The organism is Streptomyces phaeofaciens, from assembly GCF_014648915.1.
Taxonomy (GTDB): Bacteria; Actinomycetota; Actinomycetes; order Streptomycetales; family Streptomycetaceae; genus Streptomyces; species Streptomyces phaeofaciens.
This window is the reverse complement of record NZ_BMSA01000013.1, coordinates 1-19,025: the sequence shown is the minus strand read 5'-3', so window position 1 is coordinate 19,025 and position 19,025 is coordinate 1. Positions and strand designations below refer to the sequence as shown.

Here is a 19,025-nt window from a genome sequence, read left to right as displayed (position 1 = left end):
GCGGGCCTTGGTCATGCCCAGCCGATAGTGTGGGCGCTCGTCCGAGACACCCCGACGCCCCCACAGGGCGCAGGCGTCCACCACAGTCCACCGAACCGGGGCCCGTACCTCGATGTCCGTGCACAGCCACACGGCAGCCCACCGCGACGCTGCCACACCTGAGTTCCCGCGTCATGTCGTGACCGCGGTCCTCGTCGCCCACGACGGTGCCCGCTGGCTGCCCGACGCGCTCGCCGGGCTGCTCGGCCAGGAGCGCCCCGTCCAGTCCGTGATGGCCGCCGACACCGGCAGCTCGGACCACTCCGCGCAACTGGTCACCGACGCCCTCGGCGACGACCGCGTACTGCACCTCGCCCGGCGCACCGGCTTCGGCCAGGCCGTCGAGGAGGCCAACCGCACGGCGCCGGTCCTCACCCCCGAGGAACTGCCCTACCTGAAGCGGCCCAGCGGCTGGGACCCCGTCACGCGCTCCTGGCGCGACGACACCTACGACCTGCCCGAGCTGCCGCACGGCGAGCCGATCCAGTGGCTGTGGCTGCTGCACGACGACTGCGCCCCCGAACCGGACGCGCTGGCCGAACTGCTGCGCGTCGTGGACAACGAACTCGAACTGGGCCGTGACGACGTCGCCGTCGTCGGACCCAAGCTGCGCGGCTGGTACGACCGCCGGCAGCTCCTCGAGGTCGGCGTCACCATCGCCCACTCCGGCCGCCGCTGGACCGGCCTGGACCGCCGCGAACAGGACCAGGGCCAGCACGACCACGTCCGGCCCGTGCTGTCCGTGTCCACCGCCGGCATGCTCGTCCGCCGCGACGTCTTCGAGGAACTCGGCGGCTTCGACCGCCGGCTGCCCCTGATGCGCGACGACGTCGACCTGTGCTGGCGCGCCACGGCCGCGGGACACCGCGTCCTCATCGCCCCCGACGCCGTCGTACGGCACGCCGAGGCCGCCTCCCGCGAGCGCCGCGCCGTCGACTGCGCGGGCCGCACCACGGCCTCCCCGCACAAGGTCGACAAGGCCGGCGCGGTCTACACCCTCCTGGTCAACAGCCGTACGGCCCTGCTGCCGTGGATCCTGCTGCGCCTGGTCCTCGGCACCCTGATGCGCACCCTCGCCTACCTCGTCGGCAAGGTGCCCGGCCAGGCCGTCGACGAGATCCGCGGTCTGCTGGGCACCCTGCTGCGGCCGGAGCGGATCATCGCCGGGCGCCGCAACCGCGGCAGGCCGGTCGTCGAGAAGGACGAACTGCGGCCCCTGTTCCCGCCGCCCGGCGCGACCGTGCGGGCCACCGTCGAACAGGTCGCCGGCAACCTCTTCGGCGCCAACGACGCCGAGACGCCCGGCGGCGCGGGCCGCCACGGCGGCGGCATCGAGTCCGGGCCCGGCGGCGACGACGCCGATTTCCTGCAGATCGAGCAGTTCGCCCGCCTCAAGCGCATCGCCCGCAAGCCCGGCCCCGTGCTCTTCCTGGTGCTGCTGTTCGTCTCCCTCGTCGCCTGCCGCAACCTCCTCGGCGGCGGCGCGCTCGCGGGCGGCGCCCTGCTGCCCGCCCCGGCCGACGCCTCCGAACTGTGGTCGCGCTACCTCGACGCCTGGCACCCGGTCGGCGCGGGCGGCACCCCGTCCGCCCCGCCCTACCTCGCGATCATCGCCGCCCTGGCCACCCTGCTGCTCGGCTCGACCGGTCTCGCCCTCACCGTGCTGCTGGTCTGCTCGGTGCCGCTGGCCGGCGTCGCCGCCTACTTCGCCTCCCGCCCCCTGGTGGAGTCCCGACTCCTGCGCGCCTGGGGCGCCGTCGCCTACGCGTTCCTGCCCGCCGCCACCGGCGCCCTCGCCGGCGGCCGCGTCGGCACCGCCGTACTCGCCGTTCTGCTGCCGCTCATCGCCCGCGCGGGCATCGCCGCGAGCGGCCTGGCGAACCGCTCCGGCGCCCGCGGCAGCTGGCGCGCCACCTGGGCGTACGCGCTGCTGCTGACGATCACCACCGCCTTCACCCCGATCGTCTGGCCCATCGCGCTCGTCCTCGGCCTCGCCGTCGTGGCCGTGCGCCGCACCGAGATCGCCGCCTACGGCCTGCGCTTCCTGGCCCAGCTGGGCACCCCCCTGCTGATCCTCGCGCCCTGGTCGCTGACCCTGCTGCCGACCGGCTTCTTCACCCAGGCCGGCCTGGACCACGGCGCCTCCACCGCCTCCGCGCTCGACCTGCTCGCCGCCAGCCCCGGCGGACCCGGCACGGTCGACGGACTGATGCTCATCGGCATCGTCCTGGCCGCGCTGGCCGCCCTGCTGCGCGGCCAGCGTCAGTCCGGAATCTGGACGGCCTGGGCGGTCGCCCTGGTGGGCCTCGTCTTCGCGGTCCTGTCCAACGCCTCCACCTGGGCCGGCCCCGCCACCCTCGTCTACGGCATCGCACTCCTGGCCGGCGCCGTCATCGGCGCCGACGGCGCACGCGCGCGGGTCGCCGAACAGAGCTTCGGCTGGCGCCAGCCGGTCGCCGCCCTCATCGCCTTCGCCTCCGCCGCCGGCCCGCTGCTCCTGGCCGCCGGCTGGATGATCGGCGGCGCCGACGGTCCCCTGGAGCGGCGCGACCCCGTCCAGGTGCCCGCGTTCGTCGCCGAGGAGGCCGGCACCCGCGACCAGGCCCGCACCCTCGTCCTCGACAGCGACTCCGCCGCCCACGTCGGCTACATGCTGGTCCGCGGCTCCGGCGCCCGCCTCGGCGACGCCGAACTCGCCGCCGCCGACGGCGAGAACGCCGCCCTCGACAAGGTCGTCGCCAACCTGGTCGCCGGCTCCGGCGCCGACCAGAGCGACGAACTCGGCAAGTTCGCCGTGCGCTACGTCCTCGTCCACAAGGGCGCGCCCCGTGAGGTCACGCGCGTCCTGGACGCCACGCCCGGCCTGAGCAGGCTCAGCCAGAAGGACGGCAGCGCCCTGTGGCGGCTCGACCAGGAGGTCTCCCGCGCGGCGATCATCGCCGCCGACCGCGAGGGCACCCCGATCCCGGTCGCCGCGGGCCCCGTCGAGATCCACACCACGATCCCGGACGGCACCGACGGCCGGATCCTGCGCCTGGCCGACGCCGCCGCCGACGGCTGGACCGCCACCCTGGACGGCAAGGCGCTCACCCGCACCAGCGTCGACGGCTGGGCCCAGGGCTTCGAACTCCCCGCCTCCGGCGGGAAGCTGGACGTCACCTACGACGACCCGTTCACCCACACCGCCTGGCTGTGGGCCCAGGGCTTCCTCGCCCTCGTCCTCGTCGTCCTCGCCCTCCCCGGCCGCCGCCGCGACGTCGACGACGACCTGCCCGAGGAGGAGACGGTCCCCGCCCAGGCCGTGGACGGCGAGGGCCGCCGCGCCCGCCGCCTGCGCGCCCAGGCCGAGGAGGCCGAGGAGACCGAGGCGGCCGGGGAACCCGGGGTGTCCGTCCACGACGACGGCTTCCCGCCCCCCGCCACCGCACCGGACGGGAGCGAGACCCCGATCTCCCTCCCGCAGCAGCAGTCCTACGACATGGGGGTCCCCCCGGGCGAGCAGGTTCCGGACTGGGGGAGGGACCAGGCGGACTACGCGGGCGCCGAGTACGGCGGCTACCGGAACGAGCAGTACCAGGGCGCCGAACAGCAGTACCCGGCGGGCGGCTACGACCAGCAGTCCTACGACCCCTACCAGGCCGGCCAGTACGACCCGTACGCCTACGACGGCCAGGCCCAGCAGGCGCCCTACGACCCGGGCTACGGCTACGACCAGGGCTACGGCAACCAGGGCTACGACCCCGCCTACGACCCGGCCCAGCAGGCCGAGCACCCCCACGGCACCGGCAGCGAGCGCCCCGACGGGAGCCAGCAGTGAACCGCACCACCCTGTCCCTGATCGCCGGCACGGCCGCGCTCGCCGCCGTCACCGGGTTCGCCACGCTCAACGAGCCCGCGCCCCCCGCCGCGGACACCGCCAAGGCGGCCGCCGAACTGCCCGTGGAGCGCACGAGCCTGGTGTGCCCGGCGCCCAGCACCTCCGACCTCGCGGAGACGGCGTACACGTCGTTCACGCCCGTCACCAAGGGCACGAGCAGCGACGGCACGGCCGAACTGGTGGCCGCCACCCAGGAGTCGGCGGACACGACGGACGACGCCGAGAGCGACGAGAGCGACGCCAAGGACGACGACACGGAGAAGAGCGACAAGAGCGACAAGAGCGACAAGAACGGCAAGGACGACAAGGACGGCAAGAAGAAGACCGAGAAGCCCGTCCTGACGCCCAAGGCGCCCGGCACTCCGGCCACCGGGGACACCTCGGGCGGCGAGGCGCCCGCGCTGGTGGGCACCGCCGAGGGGAAGTTCGCGCCCGGGTGGACGGTCCAGGAGACCACCGAGGTCGCCGCCGGCAGCGGCCGTGGCCTCCAGGGCTTCACCTGCACCCCGGCCGACACGGAGTTCTGGTTCCCGGGCGCCAGCACGGCCGCCGACCGCACCGACTACGTCCACCTCACCAACCCGGACGACTCCGCCGCCGTCGCCGACATCGAGCTGTACGGCAAGGACGGCGCCCTCCAGACCACGGTGGGGGAGGGCATCACCGTCCCGCCGCACTCCGGCGAGCCGGTCCTGCTCTCCACGCTCACCGACGAGAAGCAGGACGACGTCACCGTCCATGTGAACATCCGCAGCGGCCGCGTCGGCGCCGCCGTACAGGCCCTGGACGACAAGCTGGGCGGTGACTGGCTGGCCGCCTCCACCGACCCGGCCGGCAGCCTGGTGATCCCCGGCATCCCCAAGGACGCCACGGCCGTCCGCCTGGTCGCCTTCGTGCCCGGTGAGGCCGACGCGGACGTGAAGGTCCAACTCGCCTCCCCCACCGGCCTGATCACCCCCGCCGGCCACGAGACGCTGCACATCAAGGGCGGCATGTCGACCGCCGTGGACCTCGGCGACGTCACGCGCGGGGAGGCGGGCTCCCTGGTCCTGACGCCGGGGGACCGGTCCGCGCCGGTCGTCGCGGCCGTCCGCGTGCTGCGCGGCAAGGGCACCGACCAGGAGTCGGCGTTCATCCCGGCCGCGGCCCCGGTCGGCACGCGCGCGTCCGCCGTCGGCAACTCCGCCAAGGGCACCACCCTCTCCCTGACGGCCCCCCAGGGGACCGCCAAGGTGAAGGTCACCGCCTCCGCGGGCAGCGAGGGCGGCAAGGCCGTCTCCAAGACGTACACGATCAAGAAGGGCACCACCCAGGACGTCGAACTGCCCGTCCCCGACGGTCTGAAGGGCACCTACGCCCTCACCGTGGAACCCCTCACCGACACCCCGGTCTACGCCTCCCGCACCCTGGCGGTCACCGAGGACGGTGTCCCGGGCTTCACGATCCAGACCCTGCCGGACGACCGGGGCACGGTGGCCGTGCCGCAGGCCGACGAGGACGTGGCGGTCCTCCAGAAGTAGCTCGAAAGGGTCACGAGGTCACTCGTAAGGGGGGTGGTGGTCAGTCCTCGCCGTAGCGGGGATCCACCGTCTCCGGGGTCAGCCCCAGCAGCTCCGCCACCTGCTCCACGACGATCTCGTGGACCAGCGCGGCCCGTTCGTCCCGCCCCTTGGTGCGGATCTCGACCGGCCGCCGGTAGACGACGACCCGCGCCTGCCGCCCCTCCCGCGCGGGGATCGTCCCGCCGAGCGGCACCGCCTCGTCGTTCCACGGCTCCCCGGCCGCGGCCGGCCGCGGCACCTCCAGCACCATGAAGTCGATCTCGGCGAGCTGCGGCCACCGCCGCTCCAGGCGCTCCACGGAGTCCTGCACCAGATCGGCGAACACCTCGGCGCGGCTGGCGGCCAACGGCACCTGGGGCGGCGCGATCGGCCCCCGCATGCCCCGGCCGTGGCGATCGCGACGACGGGGCCCGGGGCCTGCGGCACGGGGCGGTACGGGGTTGTCCATCACTACTGAAGCGTAGACCCCGCCACGGCCCGCCGCCCGGCTTCATGCCCCGTCCCGGCCGCCCCGCCCCACCGCGTCCCCTCACACGCCGCATGTCGCGGGATGACCATTCCAGCCAAGGTTGGGCTCGATTCCGTATCCCTCCGAGACCGGTGAACTCATGGCAATTGATGAGGTTTGTACGGGACGGTGACCACGGGTCGATGTCCTCCTCGCGTTAATGACTGGTGTTCGCGCAGGTCAGCGGGGTATGACTGGAGAGGCGCGTGGGGCGTTTCACAACACGACACGGTGGAGTGACCTGGTGGAGAGTCGTCGCGGCCCGCTCAAGAGTGCGGTACCGTCCAACGTCGTGAGCCCTGTACGTCGCTGTTCGCGAACTGCCTGCGGCCGACCCGCCGTCGCGACGCTGACGTACGTCTACGCCGACTCGACCGCGGTCCTCGGCCCGCTCGCCACCTACGCCGAACCCCACTGCTACGACCTGTGCGCCGAGCACTCCGAGCGCCTCACCGCCCCGCGCGGCTGGGAGGTCGTCCGGCTCCTCGACGGCTCGGCTCCGGCCCGGCCCAGCGGCGACGACCTGGAAGCGCTTGCCAACGCCGTCCGTGAGGCGGCCCGCCCCCAGGAGCGCGCGGCCGGAGCCGGCGGCGGCGGACGCGGGGCGGACCCGATGGAGGTGGCCCGCCGAGGGCACCTGCGGGTCCTGCGCTCGCCGGACAACTGACGCCCCTTCGCCACACGGTCCGCAGCACACCCGTCGGCGCGACGCCCTCGCGGACACGACCATCTGGCCCGGTCGAGCGAGAAATCCCTTTTGATCCGATTGCTTTCGGTATGATCGCTTTCCGTATGCCGGAAAACGATGGACCCGGGGGCGCCCGTGTACGTCCAGGAGCTACGACCCGTCGCCGGCTCGCTCGGCCTGTCCGCCCTCGTCGCGGCCCTGCCCCTCGTGATCGTCCTGGTCCTCCTCGGCGTCGCCCGCGTCAAAGCCCATGTCGCGGGCCTGACGGGCCTTCTGGCGGCCGCCCTCGTCGCCTGGCTCGCCTACGGCATGCCGGTGGGCCAGACGCTCTCCGGCGCCGCCCAGGGAGCCGCGTTCGGCCTCTTCCCCATCCTGTGGATCGTCGTCAACGCCCTGTGGGTGTACCGGATGACCGTCCACACCCGGCACTTCGACGTCCTGCGCCGCTCCTTCGGCCGCCTCTCCGACGACCCGCGCATCCAGGCCCTCGTGGTCGCCTTCTGCTTCGGCGCGCTCCTCGAGGCGCTCGCCGGATTCGGCGCCCCCGTCGCGATCTGCGCGGTCATGCTCGTCGCCCTCGGCTTCGACCCCGTCCGCGCGGCCTTCGTCGCCCTCGTCGCCAACACCGCGCCCGTCGCCTTCGGCGCCATGGGCACCCCCGTCGTCACCCTGGCCCAGGTCACCGGTCTGCCCCTGGACTCGGTCGCCTCCGTGGTGGGCCGTCAGACCCCGCTGCTCGCCCTCGTCGTCCCCCTCGTCCTGGTCGTTCTGGTGGACGGCCGGCGCGGTCTGCGCGAGACCTGGGTGCCCGCCCTGGCCTGCGGAACCGCCTTCGCTGCCGCCCAGTTCGTCGCCGCCAACCACTTCTCGGCGCAACTCGCCGACATCGCAGCCTCCCTGGCGGGCGCCGCCGCCCTGGTCGCCGTACCGCACACGCGCGTGCCCGCCACGCAAGCGGTACGCGTGCACGTGCTGACCGGCGCGCGCAGCGAGGAACTGGACGAGCCCGACCCGCGCCCGGAGATCGTCCGCGCCTACGCCCCCTACGCCCTGATCGTCGTGATCTTCTCCGTCGCCCAGATCCCGGCGGTCAAGGACCGGCTGGCCCGCGCGACCCGGACCGTGGACTGGCCCTTCCTCGACGTCGTCGGCCCGGACGGAGCACCGGCCGGCGGGAACGTCTTCACCTGGCCGGTCCTCTCCACCGGCGGCACCCTCGTCCTGCTGGCCGGTGCCGCCACCGCGGCCGTGCTCGGCGTCCACGCGCGCGTGGCCCTGCGGGAATGGGTGTCGACCGTCCGCGAGCTGCGGTTCGCGATGCTCACCGTGACGTCCCTCCTGGCCCTCGCCTACGTCATGAACCTCTCCGGACAGGCCGCCACCATCGGCCACTTCGTGGCGGCGGCCGGTCCGGGACTGGCCTTCCTGTCACCCGTCCTGGGATGGTTCGGCGTCGCGGTCACCGGCTCCGACACCTCGGCCAACGCCCTCTTCGGCGCCCTCCAGGTCACCGCCGCCCGCGAATCGGGCCTGTCCCCCGAACTGCTCGCCGCCGCCAACACCTCGGGCGGCGTCCTCGGCAAGATGATCTCGCCGCAGAACCTCACCATCGCCTGCGCCGCCGTCGGCCTCGCCGGCCGTGAGGGCGACCTGCTGCGCAAGGTGCTGCCCTGGAGCCTGGGCCTGCTGCTGGCCATGTGTCTGATCGTGGTCGGCCAGAGTTCACCCCTCCTGGACTGGACCCTGCCGTAGAGCGACGCCCCGCCCCTTGACTGCGCGCAGGTTACTTCTGTGGGTCCACTCGGCGGACCCACAGCGGCGGCTGAACCGTTCCGGGTAGTTTGTGGCGACTCAACAGGACTTTCAGGAAGGTCGGCCCGTGGCTGTAGATCTGTCGCAGATCGTGAAGGCGTACGACGTGCGCGGAGTGGTCCCGGACCAGTGGGACGAGCCGCTGGCCGAGCTGTTCGGGGCGGCCTTCGCCCAGGTCACCGCCGCCGACGCGATCGTCGTCGGCCACGACATGCGCCCCTCCTCGCCCGGCCTGTCCGGCGCCTTCGCGCGCGGGGCGGCCGCCCTGGGCGTGGACGTCACGGAGATCGGCCTGTGCTCCACGGACCAGCTGTACTACGCCTCCGGCGCCCTGAACCTGCCCGGCGCCATGTTCACGGCCTCGCACAACCCGGCCCAGTACAACGGCATCAAGCTGTGCCGCGCGGGCGCGGCCCCCGTCGGCCAGGACACCGGCCTCACCGAGATCCGCGAACTGGTGGAACGCTGGACGCGGGCGGGCGCGCCGGGCGCCCCCGAAGCCGCCGCCGTACCGGGAACCACCACCCGGACCGACACGTTGAAGGACTACGCGGCACACCTGCGCTCGCTCGTCGACCTGACCTCCATCCGCCCCCTGAAGGTCGTGGTCGACGCGGGCAACGGCATGGGCGGCCACACGGTCCCCACGGTCTTCGAGGGCCTCCCCCTGACCCTCGTCCCGATGTACTTCGAGCTCGACGGCACGTTCCCCAACCACGAGGCCAACCCGCTGGACCCGGCCAACCTCGTGGACCTCCAAAAGCGCGTCCGCGAGGAGTCCGCCGACCTCGGCCTCGCCTTCGACGGCGACGCCGACCGCTGCTTCGTCGTCGACGAGAACGGCGACCCGGTCCCCCCGTCCGCCATCACGGCGCTGGTCGCCGCCCGCGAACTGGCCCGGCACGGCGGCTCCGGCACGATCATCCACAACCTGATCACCTCCTGGACCGTCCCCGAGGTCGTCCGGGAGAACGGCGGCACCCCCGTCCGCACCCGCGTCGGCCACTCCTTCATCAAGGCCGAGATGGCCCGCTCCGGCGCGATCTTCGGCGGCGAGCACTCCGCCCACTACTACTTCAAGGACTTCTGGAACGCCGACACGGGCATGCTGGCCGCCCTCCACGTCCTCGCCGCCCTCGGCGGCCAGGAAGGCCCCCTCTCCGCCCTGGTCTCCGCGTACGACCGCTACACCGGCTCCGGCGAGATCAACTCCACCGTCGCCGACCAGGCCGACCGCATCGCCGCGATCAAGGCCGCGTACGGCGACCGCCCCGACGTCACCCTCGACGAACTCGACGGCCTCACCGTCACCTCCACCGACTGGTGGTTCAACGTCCGCCCCTCCAACACCGAACCCCTGCTGCGCCTGAACGCCGAGGCCCGCGACGAACCCACGATGACCAAGATCAGGGACGAGGCACTGGCCATCATCAGGGCATGACGGCCACCGTCGGCCGGCGGCCGGGGGAGACCGCCGGCGGCGGGGGCGGGGCTGCGGGCTGAGCCTGGCGCAGGGGTCACGGGACCACGGCCCGACGTACGGGCTCCCCCTCCCGCCCCTCCACGCCCAACCCCCACGCCCCACCCCCACCAGCGGTACGCTGACCAGGCAGATCCACACACCCCCGCACAGCCGGATCTCCCGCACCGCACACCCCGCGACCGCCCACCCCGAAGGGACATCCCATGCCGCTCGAAGCCGGTCTCCTGGAGATCCTCGCCTGCCCGGCCTGCCACGCCCCGCTCAAGGAGCAGGACGCCGAGCTGATCTGCACGGGCGGCCAGGACTGCGGCCTCGCGTACCCCGTCCGCGACGGCATCCCCGTCCTCCTCGTCGACGAGGCCCGCCGCCCCGCGTAACACCCGCGCCGACGGCTCCACCCGCCGCGGCGGCCAGCGCCGTCGCGGACGAGCGAGAAACCGGAAGCCACCGGCCACCCGCGGGCCGGCCACGAGGCACCGGGCGGTCAGGGCACCGGGCGCCGCCGTCTTCGGCCCCCCGGGGCCACCGGCACCCGCCCCGGCCCCCACCCCGTCCCCGCCAACCGCACTCCACCCCGGCGATCGGAGACTGCCGCCATGCTCGACGACTCGTTGCTCGACACGCCGGACGCCCTTGCCGAGGCCGACCACCGAGCCCTCCTGCGCGGCGCGGCCGAAGCCGGCGCCCGCGTCCGCACCGCCGCCCGCCTCGCCGCCGAGGCCGGTGTCCACGACCTCAAGCCGGACGGCCGCCCGCGCGCGATCCTCATCGCGGGCCCCGGCGCCGCCGCCACCTGCGTCGCCGACCTCCTCGGCACCCTCGCCGGCGCCGCCTGCCCGGTCATCCGCCTCGCCCCCACCGGCGTGGCCCCCGCCGCGGGCGCCCTGCGCTGGGAACTCCCCGGCTGGGCGGGCTCCGTGGACCTCCTGCTCATCGCCACCCCGGACGGCACCGAACCCGGCCTCTCCCTCCTCGCCGAACAGGCCTACCGCCGAGGCTGCACCGTCGCCGCCGTGGCCCCGGCCCGCACCCCCCTCACCGAGGCCGCCGAAGCCGCGCACGGCCTCTTCGTACCGCTCGCGACAGCGCCGTACGAACACGACGAGCAGCCCCCCGTCGCGGCCTCCGCCCCCGGCGTCCTGTGGGCCCTGCTCACCCCCCTGCTCGCGCTCCTCGACCGCATCGCGCTCCTGTCCGCCCCGGCGGACGCGCTGGAGAAGGTCGCCGACCGCCTCGACCAGGTCGCCGAACGCTGCGGCCCCGCCATCGCGACCTACAGCAACCCGGCGAAGACCCTCGCCGCCGAACTCGCCGACTCCCTTCCGGTGATCTGGACCGAGGGCACCTCCGCGGGCCCGGCCGGCCGCCGCTTCGCCGCCGCCCTCGCCGAACTCGCCGGCCGCCCCGCCATCGTCGCCGAACTCCCCGAGGCGCTGGCCGAACACAACGCCCTGCTCGCCGGCCCCCTCGCCGCCAGCGCCGACCCGGACGACTTCTTCCGCGACCGCGTCGAGGAAGCGCCCGCCCTGCACGCGCGCGTGGTGCTGCTCCGCGACCGCCCGATCGGCGGCCTCACCGCCGCCCCCGCCGCCCGCGAGCTGGTCCTCAGCCACGACACCCCGATCAGCGAACTCGAACCCGAGGACGGCGACGACCTCGTCACCCTCGCCGAACTGATCGCCACCACCGATTTCGCCGCCGTGTACCTGGCACTGGCTTCACAGACCTGATCCAGGTCCAGGGACCGAAAGCCGACGCCGAAGACAGACAGACCAGACAGACCAGACAGACCAGACAAGAACCACCCCAGGCCAGGCCGGGCAGGACCGAGCAAGACCAGACAAGGCACGACGGACAAGACAGGCAGGCACAGCACCGATGGACCGCCTCGACAACACCATCCGCCCCTACGCCTGGGGTTCCCCCACCGCGATCGCGCACCTCCTCGGCACCGAGCCGACCGGCGAACCGCAGGCGGAGATGTGGATGGGCGCCCACCCCGGCGCACCCTCACGCACCACCCGGGGCACCCTCGTCGAGGTCATCGAGACCGACCCGCGCACCGAACTCGGCGCGGAAGCGGTCGCCAAGTTCGGCCCCCGCCTCCCCTTCCTCCTCAAGATCCTCGCCGCCGGCGCCCCCCTCTCCCTCCAGGTCCACCCCGACCTCACCCAGGCCAAGGAGGGTTACGAGGACGAGGAGCGCCGCGGCATCCCGGTCGACGCCCCGCACCGCAACTACAAGGACGCCAACCACAAGCCCGAACTCATCTGCGCCCTCACCGAGTTCGACGGCCTCTGCGGCTTCCGCGACCCCCTCCAGGCCGCCGGCCTCCTCGACGGCCTCGGCGTCGACTCCCTCAAGCCGTACGTCGACCTCCTGCACGCCCACCCCGAGGAGGCGGCCCTGCGCGAGGTCCTCACCGCCGTCCTCAGCGCCGACCCCCAGGAGATGGCCCACACCGTCACGGCCGCCGCGGCCGCCTGCGACCGCCTCGGCGGCGACTACGCCCCGTACGCCGGCATCGCCCACCACTACCCCGGCGACCCCGGCGTCATCGCCGCCATGCTGCTCAACCACGTCCGGCTCCAGCCCGGCGAGGCCCTGTTCCTCGGCGCCGGTATCCCGCACGCCTACCTCGACGGCCTCGGCGTCGAGATCATGGCCAACTCCGACAACGTCCTGCGCTGCGGCCTCACCCCCAAGCACGTCGACGTTCCCGAACTCCTGCGCGTCGTCCGCTTCGAACCGGGCGACCCCGGCATCCTGCGCCCGGAAGCCTCCCCGGACGGCGAAGAGGTCTACGAGACCCCGATCGACGAGTTCCGCCTCTCCCGCTACGTCCTCCCCGAGGGCGGCGGCACCCACGACCTGACCCGCCCCACCCCGCAGATCCTGCTCTGCACGGCGGGCACGGTACGGGCCGGGGAACACGAACTGGCGCCCGGACAATCGGTCTTCGTCCCGGCCGGCGAGCACACGCAGGTGTCCGGAGCCGGCACGCTCTTCCGGGCCACTGTGATCATCTGACCGGGCCTGGGGACACCTGACACACCATCGCCGCAGCGGGCTGCAAGAATGACCCACCGGCAAAGGCAGGGCAAAGACCCGCACGGCGAACCGGCGGTTCGAAGGCGAAGGGACAACGCGGACACATGAGCGCGTCAGGCGGCACCAGGGCGATCGTGGCGGCACTCGGTGCCAACCTCGCGATCGCGGTATCGAAGTTCGTGGCGTTCGCCTTCAGCGGCTCGTCGTCGATGCTCGCCGAAGGCGTGCACTCCCTCGCCGACTCCGGCAACCAGGCACTCCTCCTGGTCGGCGGCAAGAAGGCCCAACGCGAGGCCACCCCCCAGCACCCCTTCGGCTACGGCCGCGAGCGCTACATCTACGCCTTCCTCGTCTCCATCGTCCTCTTCTCCGTCGGCGGCATGTTCGCCATCTACGAGGGCTACGAGAAGATCAAGCACCCGCACGAGATCGAGCACTGGTACTGGCCGGTCGGCGTCCTCGTCTTCGCGATCATCGCCGAGAGCTTCTCCTTCCGCACGGCCATCAAGGAGTCCAACCCGCTGCGCGGCACCCTCTCCTGGACGGAGTTCGTCCGCCGCGCCAAGGCACCCGAACTGCCCGTCGTCCTCCTGGAGGACCTCGGCGCCCTCGTCGGCCTGATCCTCGCCCTCGGCGGCGTCGGCCTGGCCCTCCTCACCGGCGACGGCGTCTGGGACGGCATCGGCACCGTCTGCATCGGTGTCCTCCTCGTCCTCATCGCCCTCGTCCTCGCCGCGGAGACCAAGTCCCTCCTGCTCGGCGAGGCCGCCGGCCCGGACGACGTCCAGAAGATCGAGGCCGCCCTCGTCGACGGCGACACCGTCCCCCGCATCATCCACATGCGCACCCTCCACCTCGGCCCCGAGGAACTCCTCGTCGCCGCCAAGATCGCCGTCCGGCACGACGACTCCGCCACCGACGTCGCCACCGCCATCAACGCCGCCGAGGCCCGCATCCGCCAGGCCGTCCCCATCGCCCGCGTCATCTACCTCGAGCCCGACATCTACAGCGAGACCGAGGCGGCCAAGGGCGCCGACCCCGACGCCACCCCCGGCGGACCGGCCCAGCCCTCCGCCGACCACTGACCCGCACCTCACTCCCCGACGGGGCCCGCCGAACCACCGGCGGGCCCCGTCGGCCGTTCCCCCTCACCGTCCGTGATCGGCGCGATCTGATCGGCGGCGGACTGGGGCCGCCCGCCGCCTCCGGTGTAGCTTGGAGCGGAGCCAGACGTCGCTGCTGATGGCGGTCGGGCGGTCCCACACGGGCCGTCCGAGGGAGAGAGGGCCTCCGACGGACTGCGCTGCGCGTACGCGGGCATGCCTGTGTCCCTCCGAGGGCACCCCTGTGTCCGCCGCCGCGCAGACCAGCCGTACCCACACCTCGCCCCAACCTCCGAGGAGCAGCTCACCATGACGACTGTCGACAACCGACAGGACTTCAAGGTCGCCGACCTCTCCCTGGCCGCCTTCGGCCGCAAGGAGATCACCCTGGCCGAGCACGAGATGCCCGGCCTGATGTCGATCCGCAAGGAATTCGCCGCCACCCAGCCGCTGGCCGGCGCCCGGATCATGGGCTCCCTGCACATGACCGTGCAGACCGCCGTCCTGATCGAGACCCTGGTCGCCCTCGGCGCCGAGGTCCGCTGGGTCTCCTGCAACATCTTCTCCACCCAGGACCACGCGGCCGCCGCCATCGCCGTCGGCCCGAACGGCACCCCCGAGGACCCCCAGGGCGTCCCCGTCTTCGCCTGGAAGGGCGAGACGCTGGAGGAGTACTGGTGGTGCACGGAGCAGGCGCTGACCTGGCCGAACAGCCCCACCGGCGGCCCGAACATGATCCTCGACGACGGCGGTGACGCCACCCTCCTCGTCCACAAGGGCGTCCAGTACGAGAAGGACGGCAAGGTCCCCTCGGTCGACACCGCCGAGAACGAAGAGCACCGGGTCATCCTCGAGCTCCTCCACCGCACCATCACCGACGGCTCCCAGAAGTGGACCCAGCTGGCGTCCGAGATCCGCGGCGTCACCGAGGAGACCACGACGGGCGTCCACCGCCTGTACGAGATGCAGCGCGACGGCGAACTCCTCTTCCCGGCGATCAACGTCAACGACGCGGTCACCAAGTCGAAGTTCGACAACAAGTACGGCTGCCGCCACTCCCTCATCGACGGCATCAACCGCGCCACCGACGTCCTCATCGGCGGCAAGACCGCCGTCGTCTTCGGCTACGGCGACGTCGGCAAGGGCTGCGCCGAATCCCTGCGCGGCCAGGGCGCCCGCGTCATCGTCACCGAGATCGACCCCATCTGCGCCCTCCAGGCCGCGATGGACGGCTACCAGGTCACGACCCTCGACGAGGTCATCGACAAGGCCGACATCTTCATCACCACGACCGGCAACAAGGACATCATCATGGCCGCCGACATGGCCAAGATGAAGCACCAGGCCATCGTCGGCAACATCGGCCACTTCGACAACGAGATCGACATGGCCGGCCTCGCCAAGATCCCCGGCATCGTCAAGGACGAGGTCAAGCCGCAGGTCCACACCTGGACCTTCCCCGACGGCAAGGTCCTCATCGTCCTCTCCGAAGGCCGCCTGCTGAACCTGGGCAACGCCACCGGCCACCCGTCGTTCGTGATGTCCAACTCCTTCGCGGACCAGACCCTGGCCCAGATCGAGCTGTTCACCAAGCCCGACGAGTACCCGACCGGCGTCTACACCCTGCCCAAGCACCTGGACGAGAAGGTCGCCCGCCTCCACCTGGACGCCCTCGGCGTCAAGCTGACGACCCTCCGCCCCGAGCAGGCCGCCTACATCGGCGTCGAGGTCGACGGTCCCTACAAGTCGGACCACTACCGCTACTGAGCCACAGCCGTAGCAGCGGTACCTCGCAGTACCTCAGAGGCAGGCCCCCGCACCCCCGTGTCGGGGGCCTGCCCCTTCGGCCCGTTCGGCTCCCCGGCCGACCGCCGCGGCGCCCGACCCGCCCGTCACACCCCAGGACCCCCCATGCCCCGCGGCCGCTATTCGCTCCACGATCCGCACGATCACACCCCCCTCGCCCACGAGCACTTCCAGTGCGCCCCCGGCCCCTCCGGCTGGCGCTATGTCTCCCAGCTGACCACCCCCACCGGCGATCACAGCGGCTCCGTCGACCTCACCCTCGACGAGCTCGGCCGCCCCATCCGCCTCGAACTCCACGCGAGCAGCTGGCAGGTCCGCGGCGCCGCCCTGGACGGCGTCACCTGGGTCCGCACCGACCCCACCGGCACCGAGGCCACCGAAGGCAACGTCCCCGCCCACGCCTTCACCGGCACCTCGCCCGCGTTCCTCATCGCCACCACCCGCCTTTTGCGCCTCACCCCCTCCTCCGCGGCGACCCGCGTACGCCTCGTGGCCTTCACCGACCCGGTCCTCGCCCCGCGCACCGTGGACCAGTCCTGGTCCCTGCTGAAAAGCGAAGCACACGCCACTGACAACGGCCCCCTGACCGTGGACGAATACCAGGTCACAGCCCTCGACACAGGGGAACAGCACAGCGTCCACATCGCCGGCGACGTCGTCCTCGCGGCCCCCGGCATCGAACTCGACGACCTCGAAACACCCCCGTCGACCTTCACCTGACCACGCCCCCGACCGAGCCGCCCGTGCGCCCTAGGCCGGAGGCACGAACCCCGTGGCCGCCGTTCCCTCAGCCTGATCCTGCGCCGCAGCGGGACGGTGAGGAGCCGACGCCGGCGCACGGTACGGAGCAGCCGGGCCAGCCGGGCCATACGGCGCGGGCGCCGAAGGCCCGTACACGCCGTACGGCACGCCCGGCGCACCAGCGGCCGTCCCACCCGTGACCGGACCACCCGCAAAGGCCCGCCGCGCCTCCCGGACCTGCCGTTCCTGCAACACCGCCGCGAGGTACGCCGCCGGCGGCACCCCCGGAGGCACGGGCGCACCCGTACGCTCCGCCAGATCACCGGCCAGCCGCTCCGCCATCGCCCGGCCGACCTGAGGATCCAACTGGCTCATCCGCCCCAGGTACTGCCGGACCGCCAACCACAGCCCGTCCGGCACCGCCGACAGATCCAGTCCCTGGAACCGCCCCGCCAACCAGGGCGGAGGCGGCGGAACGAACCCGGACCGCGCCGCGGGCACCCGCTCGCGCACCACCAGCGTCCCCGCGAAGACATCACCGAGCCGCCGACCCCGCGCCGACACGAGCGAGGCGATGCACGCCACCACCCCGAGCGTCAGCAGAATCTCCACCACGCCCAGCGCCCCCCGCACCAGCGCGTGCCGGAACCGGATCGGCCCCCCGTCGTCCCGCACCACCCGCAACCCGCACGCCATCTTCCCGAGCGACCGCCCGTGGCTCAGCGTCTCCACCGCGATCGGCCCGCCCACCAGCACCAGCAGGAACGTGGCGATCGACACCGCCATCTGTGCCGCCTCGTCCAAGGACGCCGTCGCCGCCAGCAGGGCGAGGCTCACGACCAGGTAGGCCACCAAGGCGACCGTCAGGTCCAGCAACGTGGCCAGCCCCCGGCTGGGCAGCCTGGCGGGCCGCAGCTCCAACGCCACGGCCTCACCCGTCACCAGCTCACTCACACCCGTCGCCCCTTCCCTGACCTGCCTCGAGAACCGCCAGTCTGCCAAGCTGAGGGCACTTCGCGCCCCCAGTAGGACAAGCTGACACCAGCACCGGCCGCCGACGAACAGCCGAGGAGCAGGCAAACCGATGGACCTCGACGTCTTCGTCTCCGCCCACCGAGCCGAATGGGACCGCCTCGACGCCCTCCTACGGCGCCAGCGCAGCCTCACCGGCGCGGAGACGGACGAACTCGTCACCCTCTACCAGCGCACGGCGACCCATCTCTCCCTCATCCAGACCAGCGCCCCCGACCCACAACTCACGGGTCGACTGAGCCAACTCGTGGCACGCGCGCGCAGTGCCGTGACAGGAACCCGCCGCGCCTCGTGGCGTGACGTGACGCGCTTCCTCACCCAGGGCTTTCCGGCCGCGGTCTACCGGTCGCGCCACTGGTGGGTCCCCACCGCGCTCCTCTCCACCGTCGTCGCCGCCCTCCTGGGCTGGTGGATCGGCACCCACCCGGAAGTACAGGCCTCCATAGCGGCCCCCGACGAACTCCGCGAGCTCACCCGGCCCGGCGGCCAGTACGAGACGTACTACTCGAGCCACCCGGCCGCCTCGTTCGCCGCCCAGGTCTGGACGAACAACGCGCAGGCCGCCGCGATGTGCCTGGTCTTCGGCGTCTTCCTCGGCCTTCCGGTCCTCTGGATCCTCTTCCAGAACATGCTCAACCTCGGCGTCGGAATCGGCCTCATGTCCTCGGCCGGGAGACTCGACACGTTCCTCGGCCTGGTTCTTCCGCACGGCCTGCTCGAACTCACCGCGGTATTCGTCGCCGCCGGCACCGGACTCCGCCTCGGCTGGACCCTCATCGACCCCGGCCCCCGCTCCCGACGCACCGCACTCGCCGAAGAAGGACGCGCCGCGGTGGCCATGGCGATCGGCCTGGCCCTGGTCCTCTTCGTCTCCGGCGCCATCGAAGGCTTCGTCACCCCTTCCGGCCTGCCCACCTGGGCCCGGATCGCCATCGGCATCGCAGCCGAGCTGGCCTTCCTCGCGTACGTCTATGTCCTCGGCGGCAGAGCCGCTCGTGCCGGGGACACCGGGGACCTCGAAGCCACCGAACGAAGCGCCACGGTGCCGACGGCCGCCTGATGTGCGGATGCCGCTCTTGAGCTGCTAGTCTCCTCTTCGCCCCACAAGAGCCGTTGACACGGAGCGCGTGAGGAGGTAGATTCGAACAGTTGCCTGGAACTGGATGTCATCCGGTCGGCAGCCGTGAGAAACTATCGGCATCTCGGAATGTTGATTCCGCAGAAGCCCCGATGAATCGGAAACGAATCGCCGGTCAGACCGGCACGAAACTTCTGATAAAGTCGGAACCGCCGGAAAGGAAACCGCGAAACAAAAGCGGGAAC

Annotated in this window: 14 protein-coding genes; 12 read left to right on the top strand and 2 right to left on the bottom strand. The window is 72.6% G+C overall.

Features of this window, described 5'->3' with window-relative positions:
• Positions 1-112: 112 nt before the first annotated feature.
• On the top strand, positions 113-3,856 hold the full coding sequence (locus tag IE275_RS21820; RefSeq protein WP_189713030.1) for a glycosyltransferase family 2 protein: 3,744 nt from the start codon (positions 113-115) through the stop codon (positions 3,854-3,856).
• A complete protein-coding gene (locus tag IE275_RS21815; protein ID WP_189713029.1) occupies positions 3,853-5,436 on the top strand; it encodes a DUF5719 family protein in 1,584 nt (527 codons plus the stop codon). Before IE275_RS21820 ends, IE275_RS21815 begins: the two co-directional genes overlap by 4 nt.
• A 40-nt stretch (positions 5,437-5,476) precedes the next feature.
• Here IE275_RS21815 and IE275_RS21810 read toward each other — a convergent pair whose 3' ends face one another.
• The gene (locus IE275_RS21810) at positions 5,477-5,926 is read right to left on the bottom strand and encodes a metallopeptidase family protein (RefSeq protein ID WP_189713239.1); all 450 of its coding nucleotides are present in this window, start codon (positions 5,924-5,926) and stop codon (positions 5,477-5,479) included.
• A 304-nt stretch (positions 5,927-6,230) separates the two neighbouring features.
• Between IE275_RS21810 and IE275_RS21805 the strand changes: the two genes are divergently transcribed.
• From IE275_RS21805 to IE275_RS21765, 9 genes are all read left to right on the top strand, one after another.
• Positions 6,231-6,653, top strand: coding sequence for a DUF3499 domain-containing protein (locus IE275_RS21805; RefSeq protein WP_187826098.1), 423 nt, complete (start codon positions 6,231-6,233; stop codon positions 6,651-6,653).
• 156 nt (positions 6,654-6,809) lie between these two features.
• Positions 6,810-8,426: an L-lactate permease gene (locus IE275_RS21800; protein WP_189713238.1), complete on the top strand. Its 1,617-nt coding sequence runs from the start codon at positions 6,810-6,812 to the stop codon at positions 8,424-8,426.
• A 127-nt stretch (positions 8,427-8,553) separates the two neighbouring features.
• On the top strand, positions 8,554-9,927 hold the full coding sequence (locus IE275_RS21795; protein WP_189713028.1) for a phosphomannomutase/phosphoglucomutase: 1,374 nt from the start codon (positions 8,554-8,556) through the stop codon (positions 9,925-9,927).
• A gap of 245 nt (positions 9,928-10,172) precedes the next feature.
• Entirely contained in the window at positions 10,173-10,346 is a 174-nt protein-coding gene (locus IE275_RS21790; protein WP_189713027.1) for a Trm112 family protein, read from the top strand.
• 219 nt (positions 10,347-10,565) lie between these two features.
• Complete coding sequence (locus tag IE275_RS21785; protein WP_189713026.1) at positions 10,566-11,699, top strand: SIS domain-containing protein; 1,134 nt, start codon at positions 10,566-10,568, stop codon at positions 11,697-11,699.
• 148 nt (positions 11,700-11,847) lie between these two features.
• Positions 11,848-12,999 carry a mannose-6-phosphate isomerase, class I gene (gene manA, locus IE275_RS21780; protein WP_189713025.1) on the top strand — a complete coding sequence of 384 codons (1,152 nt, stop codon included), beginning with the start codon at positions 11,848-11,850 and terminating at the stop codon, positions 12,997-12,999.
• A gap of 125 nt (positions 13,000-13,124) precedes the next feature.
• Complete coding sequence (locus IE275_RS21775; protein WP_189713024.1) at positions 13,125-14,105, top strand: cation diffusion facilitator family transporter; 981 nt, start codon at positions 13,125-13,127, stop codon at positions 14,103-14,105.
• 327 nt (positions 14,106-14,432) lie between these two features.
• Positions 14,433-15,890, top strand: a complete 1,458-nt coding sequence (gene ahcY / locus IE275_RS21770) for an adenosylhomocysteinase (protein ID WP_189713023.1) — start codon at positions 14,433-14,435, stop codon at positions 15,888-15,890.
• A 144-nt stretch (positions 15,891-16,034) separates the two neighbouring features.
• Positions 16,035-16,649, top strand: a complete 615-nt coding sequence (locus tag IE275_RS21765; RefSeq protein ID WP_189713022.1) for a hypothetical protein — start codon at positions 16,035-16,037, stop codon at positions 16,647-16,649.
• Positions 16,650-16,679: 30 nt separating this feature from the next.
• On the opposite strand, the gene IE275_RS21760 is transcribed toward IE275_RS21765, so the two are convergent.
• A complete protein-coding gene (locus IE275_RS21760) occupies positions 16,680-17,624 on the bottom strand; it encodes an RDD family protein (protein ID WP_189713021.1) in 945 nt (314 codons plus the stop codon).
• 130 nt (positions 17,625-17,754) lie between these two features.
• On the opposite strand from IE275_RS21760, the gene IE275_RS21755 reads away from it, so the two are divergent.
• Entirely contained in the window at positions 17,755-18,762 is a 1,008-nt protein-coding gene (locus tag IE275_RS21755) for a stage II sporulation protein M (protein ID WP_189713020.1), read from the top strand.
• Positions 18,763-19,025 lie beyond the last annotated feature (263 nt).

Excerpts from the sequence above, each read along its gene's own strand:
- IE275_RS21755 (WP_189713020.1), top strand. The coding sequence starts at position 17,755 with ATGGACCTCGACGTCTTCGTCTCCGCCCACCGAGCCGAATGGGACCGC.
- IE275_RS21810 (WP_189713239.1), bottom strand. The coding sequence starts at position 5,926 with ATGGACAACCCCGTACCGCCCCGTGCCGCAGGCCCCGGGCCCCGTCGT.
- ahcY (WP_189713023.1), top strand. The coding sequence starts at position 14,433 with ATGACGACTGTCGACAACCGACAGGACTTCAAGGTCGCCGACCTCTCC.
- manA (WP_189713025.1), top strand. The coding sequence starts at position 11,848 with ATGGACCGCCTCGACAACACCATCCGCCCCTACGCCTGGGGTTCCCCC.
- IE275_RS21765 (WP_189713022.1), top strand. The coding sequence starts at position 16,035 with ATGCCCCGCGGCCGCTATTCGCTCCACGATCCGCACGATCACACCCCC.
- IE275_RS21820 (WP_189713030.1), top strand. The coding sequence starts at position 113 with ATGTCCGTGCACAGCCACACGGCAGCCCACCGCGACGCTGCCACACCT.
- IE275_RS21775 (WP_189713024.1), top strand. The coding sequence starts at position 13,125 with ATGAGCGCGTCAGGCGGCACCAGGGCGATCGTGGCGGCACTCGGTGCC.
- IE275_RS21785 (WP_189713026.1), top strand. The coding sequence starts at position 10,566 with ATGCTCGACGACTCGTTGCTCGACACGCCGGACGCCCTTGCCGAGGCC.
- IE275_RS21790 (WP_189713027.1), top strand. The coding sequence starts at position 10,173 with ATGCCGCTCGAAGCCGGTCTCCTGGAGATCCTCGCCTGCCCGGCCTGC.